Below are 22,507 nucleotides of genomic sequence, written 5' to 3'. Positions count from 1 at the left end.
CCATCTCGGCGGCGGAGGCCCGTGAGGTGCTCGACCAGCTCGCGAAGGGCGAGAACGTCCAGAGCCTCGGCATCAACGGCACGGCGATCACCGACGACGAGGGCAATGGCCTCGGCATCTGGGTGAACTCGATCGCCTCCGGCGGCATCGCGGACAAGGCCGGCGTGGAGCCGGGCGACCTGCTCACCCGCATGGAGGGCGTGAGCCTCGGCACGGACGGCACGATGGCCGACTACTGCGATGTCCTCCGCACCCACGGCCAGGACGCCACCCTCGCGATCGACGTGTACCGCCCCTCCGAGGACGTGTACTACCGCGGTCAGATGAACGGAGACCCGCTGGAGGCGGTCAGCGTCCCGCAGGCCGGCGGCGGCACCAGCAGTGGCGGCGCCGGTGACCCGGGCAGCTTCGCCACCGTCGTGGACGACAGCGGCTCCCTCGCGGTGGACGTCGACGACAGCTGGGAGCTCAACACCAGCACGTTCGACGCCTTCGACGGCGCCTCGTACGCCCGCATCGAGGCGAGCCCCGACCTCGACGCCTACAACAGCAGCTGGGACGTCCCGGGCCTCTCGGTGGTCGCCTCCAACGCGGCCGGCTCCACGCCGGACGACTGGTTCGCCCTCTACCAGGACGTGGCCGACAGCTCCGGCTGCACGCTCGACTCGGAGGACGCCTTCGACGACGGAGTGCACGACGCCACCTACCGGTACTACACCGGCTGCGGCGGCAAGGCGGACTTCCTGGTCCTCAGCGGCTACTCCAAGGCGGGCGACTACCTCGTGACGCTGAGCTTCACGATGCTCACCGACGCGGACGTCGACGCGATGAACCGCGCCGTCGGCAGCTTCTACGCCGAGTTCTGATCCATCCATCCACCCGACAGGGGCGGCAGGGCCATTCGGTCCTGCCGCCCCTCGCGTTTCCGGCCGCGCCTGTTTCCCCTGGTTGCAGCCGGATTGCATGGCGCGAAGGACGCGCCGACGCCGTGCTCCGCCTCCGTAGCGTCGAAGCCATGACAACCTCCCTGCTGTCCGCCCGCCATGTCACCGGACTCACGATCGCCGCCGTCGCGATCCTCCTGTCCGGATGCGCGCCGGCCCTTCCGGCGTCGCCTGGGGCCACCGCGAGCCAGGCACCCGCGGATCCGGCCGAGGTGCCGGCGGAGAGCGTCGGCGACTCAGCCGGCGACGACATCCCGTCCGGGATGGCCGTCTACTGGCTCACCTCTCTCGACGGGTCCGAGGACTACCTCCGCGCCGCCCTCGGCGAATGGGCGGCGAAGGACTGCACCGTGGACGCGGCGATCGACGGCGAGTACCTCTGCTACGGCGCCCTCAACTCCGCCGTGGCCGTCGGGCAGACGATCGCCGAGCTGTTCGAGAGCGTCGGCGACCAGGGCTTGGACACCGCCCAGCTCGACGCGCTCGCGCCGGCCGGTCGCGCGGCCGCCGACGCCGCAGACGCGGCCCTGGAGTGGAACGACCAGGAGTGCAACTGGGAGGCGACCGACGCGTGCGCCCCGCTGGCGCAGGACGCGTACGACACTGCGAGCGCCCTGCTCGCCGCCCTCGAGGACCGGGTCGCCTGAGCCCCGCCGGCCCGGTCCGCCGGGAACCGCGGCCCGGTAGGCTGGCGGGCGTGAGCGATGCGCCGCAGGCCGCGGGCGCGGATGGGTCGGAGGTGTCCCAGCGAATCCTCACCCTGCCCAACGTGCTGAGCTTCGCCCGGCTCGCCCTGGTCCCGGTGTTCCTGGGCCTTCTCCTCGCCGAGCAGGACGTCGCCGCCCTCGTGGTACTGGTCGTGTCGAGCGCCACCGACTACCTCGACGGGTACCTCGCCCGCCGGCTGCACCAGGTCAGCCGCCTCGGTCAGCTGCTCGACCCGGCGGCCGACCGGCTCTACATCTTCGCGACCCTGCTCGGCCTCGCCGCCCGGGAGCTGGTGCCGTGGTGGCTGGTGGCCGTGATCATCGGACGCGACGTGATGCTCGCCGTCCTCGGCATCATCCTCGCGAACAACGGCTTCGGGCCGCTGCCGGTGCACCACCTCGGCAAGATCGCGACCTTCTGCCTCTTCTACGCCCTGCCGATCCTCGTGCTGGGGGAGGCGTTCCCCGCGGTGTCGCCCGTCGCAACGCCCATCGGCTGGGCGTTCGCGCTCTGGGGAGCGTTCCTCTACTGGTGGGCGGGCATCGTCTACGCGGTCGAGACCATCCGCGTGATCCGCACCACGCCGGACGACGTGGCCGCTCGATCCGCTAGGGTGTTCCGCTAAAGGAGGTAGTCCCCGATGGTCGAATCCCGCGACGGTGTTCCCGGTCGTCCTGGCGATCCTCGGAGCCCTCGGGTGCCGGATTCCCACGTCAGCGCTGACACGACGGCCTCGTTCGGGGACGACTTCCTCAGCCAGGTCGCGGCGCTCGACACCCGCACCAACACGGAGGAGCAGGCGGCGATCGCGGCCCTCCCGTCCGGCTCCGCTCTCCTCGTCGTCCGCCGAGGGCCCAACAGCGGGGCCCGCTTCCTGCTCGACGCCGACGTGACCACTGCGGGCCGTCACCCGAGCTCGGACATCTTCCTCGACGACGTCACGGTCTCGCGCCGGCACGCCCAGTTCATCCGCCGCGGCACCGCGTTCGAGGTCAAGGACCTCGGCAGCCTGAACGGCACGTACTACGACGGCGTCCGGATCGACACGGCACTCCTCACCGACGGCGCCGAGGTGCAGGTGGGCAAGTTCCGCCTCACCTTCTACGCGTCCCGCCACGACCTGGCCCACGCGGGCGCGCGCTGAGCATGTCGACCTCCCTCGCCCGGAGCCCGGGGGCGGCCGCACCCACCCTGCTCAACATCGGGCAGGTGCTCGCCAAGCTGAAGCCCGAGTTCCCGGACCTGTCCCCGTCGAAGCTGCGCTTCCTCGAGGAGCAGCGGCTGGTGTCGCCTGCACGGACCGAGTCCGGCTACCGCAAGTTCTCGCCCCGTGATCTGGAGCGGCTCCGCCTCATCTTGACCATGCAGCGGGACCACTACCTGCCGCTCAAGATCATCCGCTCCTACCTGGCCGACCTCGATGCCGGCCGGAATCCGGCCTGGCCGGGTGCGACCGCCCAGGCGGCGCCCTCGATGCTCGGGTCCGAGCGACGGCTCACGCGGGACGAGCTGCTCCGCGAGGCGACGTGTCCGTCCGCCCTGCTGGACGAGGCCGTCTCCGCCTCGCTCATCCCACCCGCTGAGACCTTCACCGAGGATGCCCTCGGAGTGCTCAAGGCCCTCACCGAGCTGCGCCGGGTGGGGATCGAGCCCCGGCACCTGCGGGGCTTCCGCGCGGCCGCCGAGCGGGAGGCCGGACTCCTCGAGAGCGCGGTGCTTCCGGCTATCAAACGGCGGGACGGAGCAAGCCGAGCACGGGGCGCCGAACTGGCCCTGGAGCTCGCCAGTCAGCTGGATATCGTACGCGCCAGCCTCATCCGAAGCGCGCTCGACCGGCTCGGCGCGTGAGGCGACACGCCGAATCGGAAAACCCGATGTCGTTGCCGCAGCCTCTCCGGGTCGGTACCGTGGACAAGTCCCCAGAGATGAACGGTAGGCCAGCCCAATGAGTGAACTCAGCCGTAGCGATGATCGCTACGATCTCGGGCTGCTCTTCACCGACGGCATGCCGGACCTCGAGGACAGCGCGGGCTTCCGCGGTGCCGTCGCCGCTCGGGCGGCCGGGATCAGCTACCGCCAGCTCGACTACTGGGCCCGCACCGGCCTGGTCGAGCCCACCATCCGCGGCGCTGCAGGATCCGGATCGCAGCGGCTCTACGGCTTCCGCGACATCCTCGTTCTCAAGCTCGTCAAGCGTCTTCTCGACACCGGCATCTCCCTCCAGCAGATCCGCACCGCTGTCAACCAGCTCCGCGAGTCCGGCGTCAACGACCTCGCCCAGACCACGCTGATGAGCGACGGCGCGAGCGTCTACCTCTGCACCTCCAACGACGAGGTCATCGACCTGGTCAGCCGCGGCCAGGGCGTCTTCGGCATCGCGGTGGGCAAGGTCCTCCGCGAGGTCGAGTCGAGCCTCGTCGAGCTCGACACGCAGACGATGGACCCGCAGGACGAGCTCGCCGTCCGCCGCGCCACGCGCGTCGCCGGCTGACCCCGAGGGTTTCGAGACGCGCCCTGCGGGCGCTCCTCAGTCGCCGGTGGGAATCCTGACACCCTTCGCCGATATCCGGACGCCCTCCGTTCTCCCTGCGTAACGGATCCGAGCGAACCTCAGTCGTGTGCCAGGCTCGGGGGATGACCGAGTACCGCGCCGTCTTCGATGCCGTCGTCCGCTTCGCCAACGGGGGAGGGATGTCGGCGGACGGCTTCCGCCTCGACCTTCCGTCGGCGGACCTGTCCGAGGCGGAGATCGGCCGCCTGTTCGTGCGGCACCTCGGGCTCGCCCTTGTGGGAGAGGTCACGCTCTCCGGTCTCACCATCGTGGAGGAGCCGCACAAGGGCAGCCGCGGAGTCGCGCCGGTGGTCGCGTCCGCCGCGTCACCCCTGGTCGACCTCAGCCACCCGATCCGGGAAGGGCTCGTCACCTATCCCGGGCTGCCGGCGCCCACCGTCACCCCGCACCTGACGCGCGAGGCCTCCCGAACCGTGTACGCGCCGGGCACCGAGTTCCGGATGGACCTCATCACGATGATCGGCAACACGGGCACCTACCTGGACAGCCCGTTCCACCGCTACGCCGACGGGGGAGACCTCGCGTCCCTGTCGCTGGACCAGCTGGTCGGGCTGTCCGCGGAGGTGTTCCGGCTGACCGATGCCCGGGATCGGGGCATCCCGGCAGAGGTGATCGCCGAGCGCGACGTGCGCGGCGCGGCGGTCCTGCTGCACACCGGCTGGGACCGGCACTTCGGCACCGAGGAGTACGCGGTGGGCGCGCCCTTCCTCACGGAGGAGGGCGCCGCCTACCTGGTCGAGCAGGGCGCGGCGCTGGTGGGCATCGACTCCCTGAACATCGACGACACGTCCGCAGAGGCGGCGGGCCGGCGCCCGGCGCACTCGCTGCTGCTCGCCGCAGGGATCCCGGTGGTCGAGCACCTGACGAACCTCGGCCAGGTCCCGCCGAGCGGCGCGACCTTCACGGCGGTGCCGCCCCGCGTCGAGGGCTTCGGCACGTTCCCGGTCCGCGCCTTCGCCGTCCTCCCGTAGACGCGCCGAGCGCGCCCCGCACCACCGAGCGCGGCCCGAGACGACGAGCGCGCCCCGTACTCACCCCGCGCTCGTCGTCACGCCCCGCGCTCGACGAGCGGCCGCCGAGCGCGGCCCGTCCCCACCCTGCGCTCGGCGACAGAAACCGCGCTCGACGACCGGCCCACGCGCGCGCAGAAGCTTCGCGGGTAGCTGAGTCGATGGGAAAACCCGACCGTCGACCGCGCCCCGTAACACCGAGCGCACCCGTCCGCCATCGAACGCACCCTGAACCACCGAGCGCACCCCGTATACAGGGCGCGCTCGGTGCCACGGGGTGCGCTCGGCGAAGACGAAGCGCGCTCGGTGCTACAGAGCGCGCTCGGCGAAGGGAAGCGCGCGCGGTGGGTCGGCACGCGCTCGGCCTCAAGGCCGGAACGACGCCGACCGATCAGCCCGCCGGCTTCCCGTCTTAAGCAAGGGCTGGACCCGTTGCCCCTCGCACGCCCCGTCGAGGAGGTCCGCCTCCGCTGGGGGCGGACCCCGCGAGCGATGAAACCCACACGACAGCCGCGAACACGGCAGCATGCACACCTGCTGGCGACTCGGACACCAGCCGCGACGCACGGACCCGAGGTTTCTCCGGACGCACCCGGCTGAATCGACCGCTGTCCAGCCGCGCCCACCGACGCAACCTTCCCCAAAGCGCACCCGCCTCAAGCGACCGCGATCTGGCGGCAGGGAACCTACCCCCGGGCGCCCTTCGCCTCGAGCTCGGCGTACTCGCCGACCCGGCCGGTGCGCAGCACTCGGTCGAGGAGCTGGTCGAACATCCGCGCCATCTCCTGGGCGCTCTCGCCCGGCCAGATGTGGAGCGGCTTCGCGGCGCCCTGCGCCTGCTGGAGGGAGGTTCGCTCGGGCAGGTGCGGGGTGAGCACGAGCGGCCCGAACATGTCGCGGAGCTCCTTGATGCGGAACTGGTGCTCGAGGGACTGCATGCGGGCCCGGTTCACGATGATGCCGAGCGGCTGGAGGCGCGGGCTGAGGCCGCGGCGGATCTCCTCGATCGCACGGAGCGCGCGGTCGGCGGCGGCGACGGAGAACAGGCCCGGCTCGGTGACGACGGCGACGCGGTCGCTCGCCGCCCAAGCGGTGCGGGTGAGCGCGTTGAGCGAAGGGGCGCAGTCGATGAGGACGAGGTCGTAGTCGTGCTCGACGCTCGCGAGCGCCTCCTCGAGCTTCCAGATGTCGCGGATGCTCGGGTGCGGCCCGTCGAAGTTGATCGCGGACGGGCTGCCGACCATGACGTCGATGGTGCCGGTTCGGCCCTTCGTCCATCCGCTCGGCGCGATGGCGGCGCGGACGACCTTCTCCTTGGGGGAGGCGAGCACGTCGGCGACGTTGAGGTGGCCCTGCACCTGCACGTCCATGCCGGTGGACACGTCCGACTGGGGGTCCAGGTCGACGACGAGGGTGCTGAGGCCCTTGGCGAAACCGGCGGACGCGAGACCGAGGGTGACGGTGGTCTTGCCCACTCCACCCTTGAGGGAGCTGACGCTCAGGACATGCACGGGGACCAAGATACCTTCAGTAGTCTGAGTGAACCCAAACGACAGACGGAACGGCGCGGGCGCCGGAAGGGGCTCGCGTGTTTTCGAAGATCCTGGTAGCCAATCGTGGCGAGATCGCCATCCGCGCGTTCCGTGCGGCCTATGAGCTCGGCGCCAAGACCGTCGCGGTGTTCCCGTACGAGGACCGCAACTCGATGCACCGGCTGAAGGCCGACGAGGCGTACCAGATCGGCGAGCCCGGTCATCCGGTGCGGGCCTACCTGGATGTCGCGGAGATCATCCGCGTCGCCAAGGAGTCCGGCGCCGACGCGATCTACCCCGGCTACGGGTTCCTCAGCGAGAACCCCGAGCTCGCCGAGGCGGCCCGGCAGGCGGGGATCACCTTCATCGGACCGCCCCCGAGGTGCTCGAGATGGCGGGCAACAAGGTCGCCGCGAAGGAGCACGCGAAGGCCGCAGGCGTTCCCGTCCTCAAGTCCAGCGCGCCGTCTGCGGACCTCGACGAGCTGATCGCGGCTGCGGAGGAGATCGGCTTCCCGGTCTTCGCGAAGGCGGTCGCGGGCGGCGGCGGGCGCGGGATGCGCCGCGTGAACGCCCGCGAGGAGCTGAGGATGCCCTCACCGCGGCGATGCGCGAAGCGGACAGCGCCTTCGGCGACCCCACCATGTTCCTCGAGCAGGCGGTCCTGCGGCCCCGGCACATCGAGGTGCAGATCCTGGCCGACGGCTCCGGCCACACGGTGCATCTCTTCGAGCGCGACTGCTCGGTGCAGCGCCGGCACCAGAAGGTCATCGAGATCGCGCCGGCCCCGAACCTCGACGACTCCATTCGCCAGTCCCTCTATCGCGACGCCGTGGCGTTCGCGGAGGCGATCGGCTACCAGAACGCCGGCACCGTCGAGTTCCTCGTCGACACGGTGGGGGAGCGGGCAGGCGAGCACGTCTTCATCGAGATGAACCCCCGCATCCAGGTCGAGCACACCGTGACCGAGGAGGTCACCGACGTCGACCTGGTGCAGTCCCAGATGCGCATCGCGTCGGGGGAGAGCCTCGCCGACCTGGGCCTGACCCAGGACCAGCTGCACCTGCGGGGCGCCGCGCTGCAGTGCCGCATCACGACCGAGGACCCGTCGCAGGGCTTCCGCCCGGACACCGGCAAGATCACGACCTACCGCTCGCCGGGTGGCGCGGGCATCCGCCTCGACGGCGGCACCGTCGCCCAGGGCGCCCAGATCAGCCCCCACTTCGACTCCATGCTCGCCAAGATGACGTGCCGCGGACGCGACTTCGCCGCCGCCGTCGCGCGGGCCAAGCGCGGCCTGGCCGAGTTCCGCATCCGCGGTGTCTCGACGAACATCTCGTTCCTGCAGGCGGTGCTCGAGGACCCGTCCTTCGTCGCCGGCGACCTCTCGACGTCGTTCATCGACGAGCGACCGGAGCTCATCCAGCCCAACCCGTCGCGGGACCGCGGCACGAGGATCCTCAGCTGGCTCGCCGAGGTCACCGTCAACCAGCCGTGGGGGTCGCCCCCGCGGCGCGAACCCCGCCGACAAGCTGCCCGCCGTCGACCTGTCGCTCGACGCGCCAGCCGGGTCCCGCCAGCGCCTCCTCGAGCTCGGGCCCGAGGGGTTCGCGGCGGACCTCCGCGCCCAGACCGCCCTCGCGGTGACCGACACCACGTTCCGGGATGCCCACCAGTCGCTGCTCGCGACGCGCGTGCGCACGCGGGACCTCGCCGCGGTCGGCCCCTACTACGCGCGCAGCATCCCCGGCCTGCTCTCGGTCGAGGCGTGGGGCGGCGCCACCTACGACGTGGCGCTGCGCTTCCTGGGCGAGGACCCGTGGGAGCGGCTCGCAACCCTTCGCGAGGCGATGCCGAACATCGCCATCCAGATGCTGCTGCGCGGGCGCAACACCGTCGGCTACACGCCGTACCCGACCCAGGTCACGGACGCTTTCGTCCGCGAGGCGGCCGCCACCGGCGTCGACATCTTCCGTATCTTCGACGCCCTCAACGACGTCGACCAGATGCGGCCGGCGATCGATGCCGTGCGCGCGACCGGCGGCGCCGTGGCGGAGGTCGCGGTCTGCTACACCGGCAACCTCCTGGACCCGGCCGAGGACCTCTACACGCTCGACTACTACCTGCGCCTGGCCGATCGGATCGTCGAGGCGGGCGCGCACGTGCTCGCGATCAAGGACATGGCGGGTCTGCTCCGCCCGTACGCCGCGTCCAAGCTGGTCCGGGCTCTCCGGGAGCGGTTCGACCTGCCCGTCCACCTGCACACCCACGACACCGTCGGCGGGCAGCTCGCCACCCTCCTCGCAGCGAGCGAGGCAGGTGTGGACGCGGTCGACGTCGCCAGTGCCGCGATGGCCGGCACGACCAGCCAGGTGTCCGCGTCCGCGCTCGTCGCCGCCCTCGCCGACACCGAGCGCGACACCGGACTGTCCTTGCAGGCCGTCGCCGACTTCGAGCCGTACTGGGAGGCCGTCCGCGCCCAGTACAAGCCGTTCGAGTCCGGGCTGCCCGGCCCCACCGGCCGCGTCTACCACCACGAGATCCCGGGCGGCCAGCTCTCCAACCTCCGCCAGCAGGCGATCGCGCTCGGTCTCGCCGACCGGTTCGAGCTCATCGAGGACCTGTACGCGGCGGCGAACCGCATCCTCGGCCGCATCCCGAAGGTCACGCCCTCGTCGAAGGTGGTGGGCGACCTCGCCCTGCACCTCGCGGCCGTCGGTGCGGACCCGGACGACTTCGAGCAGAACCCCCAGAAGTACGACATCCCGGACTCGGTAATCGGCTTCATGGCCGGCGAGCTCGGCGACCTGCCGGGCGGCTGGCCCGAGCCCTTCCGCTCCAAGGTCCTCGAGGGTCGCACGGTCGACGTGTCGGTCGAGGACCTCAGCGCGGAAGACAGTGCCGCACTCGAGGCGGACAGCGCCACGCGGCGCTCGGCGCTCAATCGCCTGCTGTTCCCCGGCCCGACCCGCCAGTTCGAGCAGGTGCGCGAGCAGTACGGCGACCTGTCCGTGCTCGACACGGCCGACTACCTCTACGGCCTGCAGTCGGGCGCCGAGCACACCGTGCAGATCGCGCGAGGCGTGCAGCTCTTCGTGGGACTCGAAGCCGTCGGCGGGGTCGACGACAAGGGCATGCGCACCGTCATGACGACCCTCAACGGCCAGATGCGGCCGATCGCCGTGCGCGACAGGAGCGTGGACGTCGAGGTCACCTCGGCGGAGAAGGCGAACCCGAACAAGGCGGGGCACGTCGCGGCGCCGTTCTCGGGCGTCGTGACGATCAAGGTCCAGCAGGGCGACCGCGTCGCCGCTGGACAGGCGGTGGCGTCCATCGAGGCCATGAAGATGGAGGCCGCCATCACCACCCCCATCGCGGGCGTCGTCCGCCGCCTCGCGATCGGCGCGACCCAGCAGGTGGAGGCGGGCGACCTGGTGGTCGAGGTCGACCCCGCCTGATCGGCACCGCCACACGGCCGAGACCCGGCGACACGGGAACTTCGGCGGTGCGCCGCGCGGCAATCACCCATCCGAGGGGTGCCCGCATAGGCTTCTGGCAAATGAGCGTAGACAGAGCTGAACGGAAGGCTGGGCCTGTGGCGAGCAAGCGCAAGAAGTCTCCCGGGCAGGTGCTCGAGAGCACGGTGAGCGCGACCCGCGCGGAGGAGCTCGACGAGCTCGAGTTCCACAGTGAGCTCGTCGACGAGCCCGGCGAGCGGCTGGCCACCAGTCTCCCCGAGAGCCTCACCATTCACATCGATCTCCCGCCGGCTCCGCAGCGGGCCCTGCCCGAGGACGAGGCGGCCGTGCGGATCGACGATGTCGCGATCCCGCCGAGCGCGATGCCGGGCACCCTGACCGGCGAGATCAACCTCGGGGAGCTGCGTCCTGCGCCGGAGCAGCCGACCCGCACCCCTTACCGCCGCACCGGCAGCGCCTACGACGCCCTGCTCGGCAGCCGCACCCTCAGCTCCTTCCCGACCACCACGGGCGAGATCCCGCGGTTCAGCACCACCGACGTGCCGCGGCTGACCGGGGAGATCCCGCGCTTCAACACGAGCGAGATCCCGCGCCTCGGCGACGGGATTCGGAACACAGGTCCGGTGCCCCGCATAGACACCTCGCGCACCGGCGAGATCCCGCGCATCGAGCCGATCACGCCGGCGAACGGCACGAGCCTCACCCGGCGCGAGCGCCTCCGCGGCGAGCAGAGCGATATCCCCGAGACCGCCGCGATGCTCACCGCGGATCGGCTCATCGACTCGCGGATCACGCGCGCGGCTCCGACGGGCGGCTGGAACAGGTTCATCTACGGGCTGACCCTCCGCCGCGTGAACCTCGGCGATTCTCCCGCCGAGCGCGCGCGCAAGGAGCTCAACGCCCGCATCGACAAGCAGTTCGAGGGCGGCACGCGCTTCGTCCCGATCCTCACGCGCAAGGGCGGCGTCGGCAAGACCACGGTCACCACGCTGCTCGGCATGGCCCTGGCGACCACGCGCGAGGACCGGATCATCGCGATCGACGCGAACCCCGACCGCGGCACGCTGTCCGAGCGGGTGCCCCGGCAGACGCGCGCCACGGTCCGCGACGTCGTGCACCGCGCCGCGAGCATCAACGGTTTCACCGACTTCAGCGCCCTGGTGTCCCGGGACGAGACCCGCCTCGACATCCTCGCCTCCGACACGGACCCGCTGCTCAGCGAGGCGTTCGACGAGAACGACTACAACGTCATCGCGGACATCACCGCCCGGTTCTACTCCATAGTCCTCACGGACTGCGGCACCGGCATCGTCCACTCCGTCATGCGCGCGACGCTCAACCGGGCCGACTCGGTGGTCATCGTCTCCGGCGGCAGCGTCGACGAGGCGCGCCTCGCGTCCGAGACGCTGACCTGGCTCGAGGCGAACGGGTACGGCGAGCTGGTGAAGAACGCGGTCGTCGCGCTCAACACGGCGACGCAGGGCACCAACATGGTGAAGCTCGACGAGATCGAGGCGCACTTCAAGTCGCGCGTCCGCGAGATCGTCCGCATTCCCTACGACCCGGTGCTCGCCGCCGGCAGCGTCGTGAGCTACAACGACCTGAAGCAGGTCACGAAGGACGCGGCACGCAGGCTCGCCGCGCTCGTGGTCGACGGCCTGCCCGTGCGCCGAGGTGCCTGAGCGGCAGATCCGGCTGTTCGGCGACCCGGTCCTCAAGACTCCGTCGGCGCCCATCGAGCAGGTCGACGACCGCGTCCGCGCGCTCGTCGAGGACCTGCTCGATTCGGTCGCCGTGCCGGGGCGAGCCGGTGTCGCCGCGTCGCAGATCGGCGTCAACCTCCGGGCGTTCAGCTACAACGTGGACGGCAAGGTCGGCTACCTGCTGAACCCGCGCGTCGTGGAGGTGCGCGGGGAGCCTGAGCTCGTCGACGAAGGCTGCCTCTCCGTGCCGGACCTCTGGTATCCCGTGCGCCGGGCACCCTACGCGCGCGCGGAGGGCACCGACCTCGACGGCAACCCGGTCGTGGTCGAGGGCACGGGTGTGCTCGCGCAGGCGCTGCAGCACGAGACGGACCACCTCGACGGCCTGCTCTACCTCGACCGCCTCGACAAGGACCTCCGGCGCGACGCGATGCGCCGCATCCGCGAATCCTCCTGGTTCTAAAGCTCCGAGCCTCCTTCGCTCAGCAGGCATTTTCGGCCTGAGCAGGCGAAAACGGGCCGATCCTGCCTGCTGGCGCCGATTCTGCCTGCTGAGGGAAGGGTGAGCAGCCGGTTAGCCGTCAGTGGACGGGCTCGCCCGCCGGCGCCTTCGCGTAGACGCCCTCGACCTCGCTCGCGAAGTCCTTGAGGATGACGTTCCGCTTGATGGAGAGCTTCGGCGTGAGGTGTCCGCTGGCCTCGGTCCACTCGGTGGGGAGGATCACGAACTTCCGGATCGACTCGGCGCGTGAGACGTGGCTGTTGGCGACGTCCACCGCCCGCTGCACCTCGGCGAGCACGGCGGGGGACTTGGCGGCCTGCTCGAGAGTGAGGCTCTCGTCCTCGCCGTTGTTCTTCAGCCAGACGGGGAGCATCTCCGCGTCGAGCGTGACGAGGGCGGCGATGAAGGGCTTCTGGTCGCCCACGACCACGACCTGGCTGACGATGGGGTTGGCGCGGATCGGGTCCTCGAGCGCGGCGGGAGCGACGTTCTTGCCGCCCGCCGTCACGATGAGCTCCTTCTTCCGCCCGGTGATGCGGAGGAAGCCGCGGTCATCGAACTCCCCGATGTCGCCCGTGCGGAACCACTCGCCGTTGAACGCGGCCGCCGTCGCCTCCGGGTTCTTCCAGTACTCCTTGAAGAGGTTGACGCCCTTCGTCTCGATCTCGCCGTCCTCGGCGATCCGGATGGACACCCCGGGCAGCGCCGGCCCGACGGTGCCGATGGCGAAGGAGCTGGGACGCGTAACCGTCATGGGCGCGGTGGTCTCGGTGAGGCCGTAGCCCTCGAGGATGGAGATCCCGAGGCTGTGGTAGAAGTGGCCGAGCCGTTCGCCGAGGGGCGCCGAGCCGGACACCGCGTACTGGACGCGGCCGCCCATCACGGCTCGCAGCTTCGAGTAGACCAGCCGGTCGAACAGGGCGAACTTGAGCCGGAGGCCGAGCGGCACCTTGCCGGCCTCGAGCGCCTTGGAGTGCGCGATCGCGACGTCGGCCGCGCTGCGGAAGATCTTGCCCTTGCCGCCGGCCTCCGCCTTCTGCTCGCTCGAGTTGTAGACCTTCTCGAACACCCGCGGCACGGCGAGCAGGAACGTCGGGCGGAAGCTGCCGAGCGAGGGGAGGAGCTGGGTGGTGTCCGGCTCGTGACCCACCTTGACGCCGCCGTAGACGCTGAGCACGGCGATGAAGCGAGCGAAGATGTGCGCGGTCGGGATGAAGAGCAGGGTGCTCGACCCGGGACGGATCACCTCCGGGATGGCCTCGGTCGTGTTGCGGCTGAGCTCCACGAAGTTCCTGTGGGTGAGCACGCAGCCCTTCGGCCGCCCGGTAGTGCCCGCGGTGTAGATGATCGTGGCGATGTCGTCCTCGTGCGCCAGGGTGCGGCGACGCTCGAGCTCCTCGTCGCTGACGCCCGTGCCCGAGGAGGCGAGCTTCCCGAGGTCGCCGCGCTCGATCTGCCAGATCAGGCGCACATCCGGCAGGTCCGCGTGCACCTCGTCGAACTTCGCGAACTGGTCCGGGCCCTCCACGATGATCGCGTGTGCACCGGCGTCGCTGAGGTTCCAGTGCACCTGGCTGGGGAGGAGGTCTCGTAGATCGGGACGAGGATCGCGCCGGCGAACCACGCGGCGAAGTCGATGAGCGTCCACTCGTAGCGCGTCTTCGCCATGAGCCCGATCTTCTCGCCGGGCTGGATGCCGGCGGCGATGAAGCCCTTGGCGAGGGCGCGCACCTGGTCGAGGTAGTCGCGAGCGCTCACGTCGATCCACTGCTCGCCGAGGTGCCGCGCGAAGAGCGGGGCGTCCGGGGTCTTCGCGACTCGCTCCAGCAGGAGATCGGTGGCATTCGCGTCCGGGGTGGGGGCCACGACGGCGGGCGCGTCGATCTGGTGCACGGCAACTCCTTCGGTACCTGGTCAGCCCATCCTATCCGGCGGGCCTGGGCGGCCCCTGCCCCTGTCCGGGGCACCGCTAGGCTCGACCCGTGCACGCGATAGGCATCGACATCGGCGGCACGAAGATCGCCGGCGCTGTCGTCGACGATCTCGGCGCCATCGTCACCGAGAGTCGGCGACCGACCCCGCGGGCGACAGCGATCGGCTGAAGGCCGACGTCGTCGAGATGGTGCAGCAGCTCGCGGCCGGGCAGGAGATCGCCGCCGTGGGCGTCGCCGCGCCCGGCTTCATCGACGCCGCGCAGTCCGTCGTCTACTACACGCCGAACGTGGCGTGGCGGAACGAGCCGCTGCGCGCGGAGCTCGAAGAGCGCATCGGCCTCCCGATCCTCATCGAGAACGACGCCAACGCGGCAGGCTGGGCGGAGTTCCGCTTCGGCGCCGGGCGGCTCGTCAGCGACATGGTCATGATCACCATCGGCACCGGGGTGGGCGGCGCCATCGTGCACGAGGACACCCTCTTCCGCGGCGGCTTCGGCACGGCGGCGGAGCTCGGCCACATGCGGGTCGTCCCGAACGGCCTCCCATGCGGCTGCGGTGCCCGTGGCTGCATCGAGCAGTACGGCTCGGGGCGGGCGCTGCTGCGGATGGCGAACGAGATCGCGGACGCGGGGGCATCGGCAACGCCCTCGCCGAGGCGCGCGAGCGCAACGGGGGTCTCACCGGCGTCCAGGTGGGCGAGCTCATCGCCGCCGAGGACCCGGGTGCGCTGTCCGCCCTCCGCCAGCTCGGCCAGCACCTGGGTCAGGCCTGCGCGAGCCTCGCGGCCGTCCTCGACCCCCAGCTGTTCGTCTTTGGCGGCGGGGTGTCCGTCGCGGGCGACGTGCTCCTCGAGCCGATCCGCGCCGCGTTCCTCGATGTGCTGCCGGCGCGCGGGTACCACCCCGAGCCGGAGTTCCGCGTGGCCGAGTTCGTGGGGGACGCGGGCGTCGTGGGCGCGGCCGACCTCGCCCGATCCCACTTCCGCTCGGCGGGGGATCCGGCGAGCTACTCGCCGCACGTCGACCCCGCCGCCTGACGGCGCGGATAGGCTGGCCGGGAGAGCGAGGTTCCGTGCGCGTGTTCTACTGGCTGATGAAGTACGTGTTCGTGGGTCCCTTCCTGCGCCGGGTGTTCCGCCCCTGGGTGACGGGCATGGAGAACGTGCCCAAGAAGGGCGCAGCGATCCTCGCGAGCAACCACCTCTCGTTCATCGACTCGGTGCTGCTCCCGATCGAGCTGGACCGCCGGATCTCCTTCCTCGCGAAGGCCGAATACTTCACCGGGAAGGGCTTCAAGGGGTGGGCGATCCGCTCCTTCATGCTCGCGACCGGCCAGCTGCCCATCGACCGGTCCGGCGGCAAGGCGTCCGAGGCGGCGCTCCTCACGGGTCTCGGCGTGCTGCGGAGGGGCGAGCTGCTCGGCATCTACCCGGAGGGCACGCGGAGCCAGGACGGCCGCCTGTACCGGGGCCGAACGGGCATCGCCCGCATGGTCGTCGAGGGTCAGGTGCCGGTCATCCCGGTCGCGATGATCGACACGGAGAAGGCGATGCCCATCGGCAGCCGCCTCCCGAAGGTGCGGCGGATTGGCATCGTGATCGGCAAGCCGTTAGATTTCTCACGGTTCGCGGGACTCGAAGGCGACCGCTTCATCCTCCGCTCCATCACCGACGAGATCATGTACGAGCTCGCCCGGCTGAGCGGCCAGGAATACGTGGATGTGTACGCGTCTTCTGTGAAGAAGGCGGCGGGCGTTCCTGTCGCCCGCTGACCCCTTCCATCGCAACACAGCCGAGGTGACCCCCGTGGACGATTCCACCGAGCCCGTCGTGGCCGCCAGCCCCCAGGTCCTGGCCGGTCTCGACCACTGGCGGACCCTCGACATCAAGCACCAGCCGACGTGGCCGGACCCCACGGCCGCCCAGGCGGCGTCCGCGCAGATCGCGACCTTCCCGCCCCTCGTGTTCGCGGGCGAGATCGACCAGCTGCGCGACCGGCTCGCCAAGGCGGCCCGGGGCGAGGCGTTCCTGCTGCAGGGCGGCGACTGCGCCGAGACCTTCGCGGGCGCGACCGCCGACCAGATCCGCTCGCGCGTGAAGACGCTGCTGCAGATGGCCGTCGTGCTCACCTACGGCGCCTCCATGCCGGTCGTGAAGATGGGCCGGATGGCCGGGCAGTTCGCGAAGCCGCGCTCGAGCGACGTCGAGGCGCGGGGCGAGGTGACGCTTCCCGCGTACCGCGGCGACATCGTCAACGGCTACGACTTCACGCCCGAGTCCCGGGAGCCCGACGCCGCCCGCCTGGTGCAGGGCTACCACACCGCCGCCTCCACGCTGAACCTCGTGCGCGCCTTCACCCAGGGCGGGTTCGCGAGCCTCAAGGAGGTGCACAGCTGGAACCGCGGCTTCGCCTCCAACCCGGCGAACGCCCGCTACGAGGGCCTCGCGAGGGAGATCGACCGCGCCATCCGCTTCATGGAGGCGGCAGGCGCCGACTTCGACGAGCTGCGCCGCGTCGAGTTCTACACCGGCCACGAGGGCCTGCTCATGGACTACGAGCGGCCCCTGACCCGCATCGACTCCCGCAATGGCACTCCGGTGGCGACCAGCGCCCACTTCCTGTGGATCGGGGAGCGCACCCGCGACCTCGACGGCGCGCACGTCGACTACTTCTCGCGCATCCGCAACCCGATCGGCGTCAAGCTCGGCCCCTCCACGACTCCGCAAGCCATGGAGGCGCTCATCGACAAGCTGGACCCCGAGCGCGAGCCCGGCCGGCTCACGTTCATCACGCGGATGGGCGCGGGCAAGATCCGCGACGTCCTCCCCGGCCTGCTCGAGCACGTGAAGACGCTCGATGCGAACCCGCTCTGGGTGACCGACCCCATGCACGGCAATGGCGTCACGACGCCCACGGGGTACAAGACCCGTCGCTTCGACGACATCGTCGACGAGGTGAAGGGCTTCTTCGAGTCGCACCGCGCCGTCGGAACGCACCCGGGCGGCATCCACGTGGAGCTGACCGGCGACGATGTCACCGAGTGCCTGGGCGGGTCCGAGCACATCGACGAGGCCAGCCTCGCCACCCGCTACGAGTCGCTGTGCGATCCCCGCCTCAACCACATGCAGTCGCTGGAGCTCGCGTTCCTGGTGGCCGAGGAGCTCTCCGCCACCACGCGGTAGCCGCCGCCGCTGCCGCCCAACCGCATCACTTCGGACAAACCGCAACGGTCTCCTGTTGCGGATAGTCCGAAGTGATGCGGAGTCGTGGCGGTCGCGCCTAGAGCGTCGCGGTGATCGTGACCGCGATCTTCGAGCCGCGGAGCAACTGCGCGCCCTCTGCGGGGTCGGTGCTCTTCACCACCGCGCCCGGGATGGCCGCGAGCGTCGCGTTGTAGGTCGGGTCGAGACCGGCGTCCAGGAGCTGCTGCTTGGCCGTCGTCCACTCGGTGCCGATGACGTTCGGGACGGTCACGAGGTCCGCGCCCTTCGACAGGTGGATCGTCACGGTGTCGCCGACGACGAAGGGACGCGGGGTCCCGTCCGCGGTCGTCACGGGGTCGATGCTGAGCACGTTGTCGGCGGGCACCTGGCCGGTGTTGTCGAAGGCGGCGTCGCCCCGCTCGACCTGGATCCCCACCGAGCCGAGCGCCTGAGTCGCATCGGCGACCGGGATGTTGAACACGTCGGGGAACGGCCCGGCCGAGACCGAGAGGCGGATCGGCTGGTGCTCCGGGTACTGCGCGCCCTCCGCGAACTCCACCCCGTCGGCGCCCACCGCGTGCAGCACGACTCCCACGGGAACGTCGGCGCTGAACTCGGCGGGGAGATCGTCGCCCACCACGAATCCCGCGTCGGTGATGATCTTCTTCGCCTCGTCGAGGGTCTTGCCGCCCAGAGCCGGCACGGCGAGCGGCTGAGCGCCCTTCGACACGTGCAGCAGGACCGGCTTGTCGCGGGTGACGCGAGCACCGGCCTCGGGGTCGGTCGAGGAGACGAGGCCGGGATCGGTCTTCCAGTCGAAGACCTCATCCTGACCGCCGACGGTGAAGCCCGCTTCGTTCAGCATCGCGGTCGCATCCGCGACGCTCTTGCCCGCGACGGAGGGGATGCCCACGGCGGCACCGGGGCCCGAGCCGAAGTACCAGCCGGTGCCGGTCACCGCGGCCGCGAACACGAGGAACAGGCCGAAGAGCCAGAAGCCCCGGCGGTGCCTCTTCTGCACCGTCGTTGACAGGCGGTGCGCGGACTCGACGGCGACGGGGCCGGTCCGCCGCGCGCGGCTCATGACCTGGGTCTCGCCGGACTCGTGCACGGTCGTGGCGGGCGTCGCCGCCGGCATCACCATGGTGCGCTGCGTCGCGGTCGAGACTCCGCCGAGGCCGTCGCGGATGAGGTTCTGGGTCTCGAAGAGCTGGTCGAGCATCGCGCGGGCGTCGCGCGGGCGCTGCTCGGGGTCGCGGGCGGTCGCCCAGAGGACGAGCTCGTCGAGTGCCACGGGGATCGCCGGGTTCTTGGTGCTGGGCGCCGGGACCGACTCGTTGGCGTGCTGGTAGGCGATCTGGACCGGCTGGTCGCCCTTGAACGGCTGGTCGCCGACGAGCATCTCGTACATCATGATGCCGACGGCGTAGATGTCGCTGCGGGTGTCCGCGATGCCGCGGGTCACGAGCTCGGGGAGAGGTAGGCGATGGTGCCGAGCAGCGCCTGGCCGGTCGCCGTGTTCGCCGTGGCGGCGCGAGCGAGGCCGAAGTCGCCGATCTTGATGCGCCCGTCGTCGGCGAGGAGCACGTTCTCGGGCTTGAGGTCGCGGTGGACGATGCCGGCCTTGTGCGCGGCGGCGAGCCCGGCGAGGACGGCCTCCATGATGTCCATCGTCTGCTCGGGCGTGAGCTTGCCGTACTCCTTGAGCAGGTCGCGCAGCGTGATGCCCTGCAGGTACTCCATGACCAGATAGGCCATGTCGGAGTCCTGACCCTGGTCGAAGACGTTGACGACGTTCGGGTGGGCGAGCCGGGCCGCGGACCGCGCCTCCTGGATGAACCGGTCCCGGAAGGCCGCGTCATCGGCGAGGTGACCGTGCATCACCTTGATGGCGACGCGGCGCTCGAGGCGCAGATCCGTCGCCAGGTAGACCGTCGCCATTCCGCCGCGCGCGATCCGTGCACGGACTTGATAGCGTCCGTCCAACAGACGGCCGACCATCGGGTCGGTCTGGCTCGGGCTCACCGTACGAGTGTACGAAGCGCTTCCTGCGGGGAGCGGTCGCCGGCCTCGGCGGGTCGAGGAAAATGCTTCGACGGGGGACTTGACGACGGACGGAAGAGGCGTCAGCCGAGGTCTGCGAGCCAGCTGACGGCGGACGTCTCCCACTTGGCGTAGGCGTCCGGATAGGCGGACAGCTGCACGGCCTGGGCCGCCTCGGTGACGCTCAGATCCTGCCAGCCGTCGATGTCGAGCAGCCCGCGCGTGTCGTCGTTGGGGTTGCCGGGGCCGCCGAAGAAGGCGCGGACCGCGTGCTCGGGATCGAGGATCTCGTCGCGCGTTCCCCAGCCGGTGCTGCTCCGCTGCTGGAACAGGCCGAGCGAGTCGAGGTGCCCCCAGTCGAGGTTGTGCAGGGCGGACTCCTGGGCCGCGGCAGCCAGGGCGATGACGATGCCGCGATCCTCCACCCCGAGCTCGCGTCCGATTCGGATGATGGTCGCGGCGTTCTCGCGCATGGTGTCGGAGAGCGCGACGACCGCGGTGGCAGGCGTCGACTCGACGATCGCGGCGGTCTCCAGATCCGCGGCGGCGGAGTCGACGGGGAGCACGATGCTCTGCCCCGGGAAGATGATGCTGTCGCGGCCGAGGCCGTTCGCCAGCAGCACCGCGGCGGTGTCAACGCCGTAGGAAGCGGCGACCGCGCTGATGGTGTCGCCGTCGACGATCGTGTAGCGGACGAGCGGGGTGTCCGGGAGAACGGCGGTTGCCGCGGTGTTGAGGCTCAGGACCTGGCCGGGGAAGATCAGCGACTTCCAGCTCAGCCCGTTGTGGGTGAGGACCGACGCGGTGGAGAGGCCGAAGCGGCCGGCGATGTCGCTGACGGTATCGCCCTCGACGACGGTGTAGACGCGTGGCGCGTAGCTCTGGGCCGGGCCCGTGGCGCTGGCTGCGGCGACGATCTCGACATCCGTCGTGGCGGTGGCCGGAGCGGCGTCGGCGGGATCGGGCTGCGCCGGGGGAGTGACGCGGTTCTTCACGGGCCGCTTGACCGGAGCCGCGTCCGCTGGCGAACCGCCGAGCGTGAGCGCGAGCGAGCCGGCCAGGACCACGGGAAGGGCGGCGAGGAGCCGGGTGCGGCCGGCGGGGCGGGGCGCGACATGGCGACCCCTTCCGGCCGTGCCGCTCCAGAGTCGTTCCAAAGCACTGCTCATCGCGTTCCCCATCCATGGCGGCCGTGCACGTCCCCTTTTCCCCCGGGGACGGGGTCACGCTGACACAGCAGCCTCAAGCAGTCAATGAACGTTACCGATGTGAGATGACGCCGCCTCGAACTGGGGGAGGGGGCGGAGGCCGCCCGTTTCTGCCCAGGGATCCTGCGGCGGGGCGCTCGGGATGGCATCCTAGGTTCGTGGCTGGGCTGGACGAGCACGAGTGGCTGACCCTCCCGGATCTCGGTGAGAGGTTCGGGCTTCCCCTGAGCAAGGTTCGCGCCCTGCTGCAGGACCGATACCTGGTCGGGGTCCGCATCGACGGGGTGCTGCGGGTGCCGGCCGAGTTCGTGACTGCAGACGGGCCCCTGCACGATCTGCGCGGAACGCTGATCCTGCTCGCCGACAACGGCTACACCGACGAGGAGGCCGTCGACTGGCTCCTCGGCGAGGACGGCAGCCTGGGCACCCGTCCGATCGACGCCCTGCGTGCCGGCCGCAAGGCCGAGGTGCGCCGCGTCGCGCAGGCGCTCGCGTTCTGAGTCCCGGGGCGGGGGAGCCCCGGCCGGAGGTCGCCTCCGTCAGCTGACGCGCTGCGTCAGGGGTGCGATCAGCGAGGCGAGGTTGTCGCGCTCGACGAGGGGTGCCGCCTTGAGAGCCGCGCGGGCGCGCAGGGCGTTCGCCTCGATCATCCGCTCCACGCGGTCGACCGCGCCGCTCTCGCGCAGGGTGTTCTGCAGGAGGGTGATCTGCGGCGGGGAGAGGTGCGGGTCACCGAGCAGCTCGTCGAGGAGGCGTCGCGCTCCCGGCGGCATCATCGACCGGGTGAGCGCGATGAGCACCGTCCGCTTGCCCTCCACCAGGTCGTCCCCGGCGGGCTTCCCTGTGACGGACGGATCGCCGAAGACGCCGAGAAGGTCGTCCCGCAGCTGGAAGGCGATGCCGAGCGGGACGCCGAACGCGCGGAGCGCATCCACCTGCTCGTCGGTCGCTCCGCCCAGGCGGGCACCGATGACGAGCGGTGCCTCGACCGAGTACTTCGCCGACTTGTAGAGGATGACCCGCTCGGCCCGCAGCAGGGCGTCCTCCTCGGGCACGACCCGCCAGGCGCGCTCCTCGACCAGGTCGAGGTACTGCCCGATGGTCACGTCGAGGCGCATCCGCTCGAACTCGGTGCGCGCCTCGAAGCCGTTCTCGGGCGGGAGGGAGCGGAGGCCATCGGTCAGGAGGTCATCGCTCCAGCTCTGCAGCAGGTCGCCGAGCAGCACCGCGGCGGACGTGCCGAAGGTGGCGGCGTCGCCCGCATAGCGGTGATCCGAGTGGAGCCGCTCGAAGCGCCGATGGGCGGAAGGGCGCCCCGGCGGGTATCCGAGCTGTCGATGATGTCATCGTGGACGAGCGCCGCAGCGTGGAAGAGCTCGAGGGCGCTGGCGACCGTCACGACCCCGTCGATGGTGCGCGCGGACGCCGCCTCGGGAGCCGCCGTGACCGCCCGCCAGCCCTCCCAGCAGACGAGAGCGCGGAAGCGCTTACCGCCTCTGAGAAATTGCCGCGAGAACTCCGCGAACGGGGTGGCCTCCTCCGCGATGGTGGCGAGAATGGAGGCGCGCTCGTCGACCAGCCGATCGAGTCTTCCTTGGACGAGATCGACCAGTCGGGCGCCCTGTGTCACACCGCCTAGCCTAGCTATCGGCGGAACGTTACAATTTGGCT

The 22,507-nt window shown here is 70.8% G+C and carries 16 protein-coding genes and 4 pseudogenes; 14 read left to right on the top strand and 6 right to left on the bottom strand.

Annotation, left to right across the window (positions count from 1 at the left end; all coding sequences use genetic code 11):
* The first annotated feature begins 26 nt into the window (after positions 1-26).
* The 7 genes from QUE51_RS15815 (at position 27) to QUE51_RS15785 (ending at position 5,195) form a co-directional block, all read left to right on the top strand.
* Positions 27-866 (top strand): PDZ domain-containing protein, encoded by an 840-nt coding sequence (locus QUE51_RS15815; RefSeq protein WP_350226788.1) that lies wholly within the window; start codon positions 27-29, stop codon positions 864-866.
* Between the two features lie 149 nt (positions 867-1,015).
* Positions 1,016-1,591 carry a hypothetical protein gene (locus QUE51_RS15810; protein WP_286277297.1) on the top strand — a complete coding sequence of 192 codons (576 nt, stop codon included), beginning with the start codon at positions 1,016-1,018 and terminating at the stop codon, positions 1,589-1,591.
* A gap of 50 nt (positions 1,592-1,641) precedes the next feature.
* Positions 1,642-2,277, top strand: a complete 636-nt coding sequence (clsA, locus tag QUE51_RS15805; RefSeq protein WP_286277296.1) for a cardiolipin synthase ClsA — start codon at positions 1,642-1,644, stop codon at positions 2,275-2,277.
* A 15-nt stretch (positions 2,278-2,292) separates the two neighbouring features.
* Entirely contained in the window at positions 2,293-2,796 is a 504-nt protein-coding gene (locus QUE51_RS15800) for an FHA domain-containing protein (RefSeq protein WP_286277295.1), read from the top strand.
* Between the two features lie 2 nt (positions 2,797-2,798).
* Positions 2,799-3,500, top strand: a complete 702-nt coding sequence (gene ftsR / locus QUE51_RS15795) for a transcriptional regulator FtsR (RefSeq protein WP_286277294.1) — start codon at positions 2,799-2,801, stop codon at positions 3,498-3,500.
* Positions 3,501-3,597: 97 nt separating this feature from the next.
* Positions 3,598-4,143, top strand: a complete 546-nt coding sequence (locus QUE51_RS15790; RefSeq protein ID WP_286277293.1) for a MerR family transcriptional regulator — start codon at positions 3,598-3,600, stop codon at positions 4,141-4,143.
* A 143-nt stretch (positions 4,144-4,286) separates the two neighbouring features.
* The gene (locus QUE51_RS15785; RefSeq protein ID WP_286277292.1) at positions 4,287-5,195 is read left to right on the top strand and encodes a cyclase family protein; all 909 of its coding nucleotides are present in this window, start codon (positions 4,287-4,289) and stop codon (positions 5,193-5,195) included.
* 725 nt (positions 5,196-5,920) lie between these two features.
* Here the strand turns inward: QUE51_RS15785 and QUE51_RS15780 are convergent.
* Positions 5,921-6,745 carry a ParA family protein gene (locus QUE51_RS15780; RefSeq protein WP_286277291.1) on the bottom strand — a complete coding sequence of 275 codons (825 nt, stop codon included), beginning with the start codon at positions 6,743-6,745 and terminating at the stop codon, positions 5,921-5,923.
* A 77-nt stretch (positions 6,746-6,822) separates the two neighbouring features.
* On the opposite strand from QUE51_RS15780, the pseudogene QUE51_RS15775 reads away from it, so the two are divergent.
* The 3 genes and pseudogenes from QUE51_RS15775 (at position 6,823) to def (ending at position 12,410) form a co-directional block, all read left to right on the top strand.
* A pseudogene (locus QUE51_RS15775) lies at positions 6,823-10,223 on the top strand (pyruvate carboxylase).
* Positions 10,224-10,360: 137 nt separating this feature from the next.
* The gene (locus QUE51_RS15770) at positions 10,361-11,926 is read left to right on the top strand and encodes a MinD/ParA family ATP-binding protein (RefSeq protein WP_286277290.1); all 1,566 of its coding nucleotides are present in this window, start codon (positions 10,361-10,363) and stop codon (positions 11,924-11,926) included.
* Positions 11,919-12,410, top strand: a complete 492-nt coding sequence (def, locus tag QUE51_RS15765) for a peptide deformylase (protein WP_286277289.1) — start codon at positions 11,919-11,921, stop codon at positions 12,408-12,410. The genes QUE51_RS15770 and def overlap by 8 nt, the downstream gene beginning before the upstream one ends.
* 118 nt (positions 12,411-12,528) lie before the next feature.
* Here the strand turns inward: def and QUE51_RS15760 are convergent.
* A pseudogene (locus tag QUE51_RS15760) lies at positions 12,529-14,342 on the bottom strand (AMP-dependent synthetase/ligase).
* Between the two features lie 89 nt (positions 14,343-14,431).
* Here QUE51_RS15760 and QUE51_RS15755 point away from each other — a divergent pair.
* The 3 genes and pseudogenes from QUE51_RS15755 (at position 14,432) to QUE51_RS15745 (ending at position 17,564) form a co-directional block, all read left to right on the top strand.
* Positions 14,432-15,419 (top strand): annotated as a pseudogene (locus QUE51_RS15755) (ROK family glucokinase).
* 41 nt (positions 15,420-15,460) lie between these two features.
* Positions 15,461-16,153 carry a lysophospholipid acyltransferase family protein gene (locus QUE51_RS15750; protein WP_286279437.1) on the top strand — a complete coding sequence of 231 codons (693 nt, stop codon included), beginning with the start codon at positions 15,461-15,463 and terminating at the stop codon, positions 16,151-16,153.
* Positions 16,154-16,187: 34 nt separating this feature from the next.
* Positions 16,188-17,564, top strand: a complete 1,377-nt coding sequence (locus tag QUE51_RS15745; protein WP_286277288.1) for a class II 3-deoxy-7-phosphoheptulonate synthase — start codon at positions 16,188-16,190, stop codon at positions 17,562-17,564.
* A 97-nt stretch (positions 17,565-17,661) separates the two neighbouring features.
* On the opposite strand, the pseudogene pknB reads toward QUE51_RS15745, so the two are convergent.
* Both pknB and QUE51_RS15730 read right to left on the bottom strand, forming a co-directional pair.
* Positions 17,662-19,586, bottom strand: a pseudogene (gene pknB, locus QUE51_RS15740) (Stk1 family PASTA domain-containing Ser/Thr kinase).
* 125 nt (positions 19,587-19,711) lie between these two features.
* The gene (locus QUE51_RS15730; RefSeq protein ID WP_286277285.1) at positions 19,712-20,797 is read right to left on the bottom strand and encodes a LysM peptidoglycan-binding domain-containing protein; all 1,086 of its coding nucleotides are present in this window, start codon (positions 20,795-20,797) and stop codon (positions 19,712-19,714) included.
* Between the two features lie 197 nt (positions 20,798-20,994).
* On the opposite strand from QUE51_RS15730, the gene QUE51_RS15725 reads away from it, so the two are divergent.
* Positions 20,995-21,336: an Rv2175c family DNA-binding protein gene (locus QUE51_RS15725; protein WP_286277284.1), complete on the top strand. Its 342-nt coding sequence runs from the start codon at positions 20,995-20,997 to the stop codon at positions 21,334-21,336.
* A 39-nt stretch (positions 21,337-21,375) separates the two neighbouring features.
* Here QUE51_RS15725 and QUE51_RS15720 read toward each other — a convergent pair whose 3' ends face one another.
* Positions 21,376-22,062 (bottom strand): polyprenyl synthetase family protein, encoded by a 687-nt coding sequence (locus QUE51_RS15720; RefSeq protein ID WP_286277283.1) that lies wholly within the window; start codon positions 22,060-22,062, stop codon positions 21,376-21,378.
* Positions 22,017-22,466: a polyprenyl synthetase family protein gene (locus QUE51_RS15715; protein ID WP_286277282.1), complete on the bottom strand. Its 450-nt coding sequence runs from the start codon at positions 22,464-22,466 to the stop codon at positions 22,017-22,019. Before QUE51_RS15715 ends, QUE51_RS15720 begins: the two co-directional genes overlap by 46 nt.
* Positions 22,467-22,507 lie beyond the last annotated feature (41 nt).

The sequence above is a fragment of the Naasia aerilata genome (assembly GCF_030296595.1).
Lineage (GTDB): Bacteria > Actinomycetota > Actinomycetes > Actinomycetales > Microbacteriaceae > Naasia > Naasia aerilata.
This window is presented reverse-complemented; position numbering and strand designations above follow the sequence as displayed.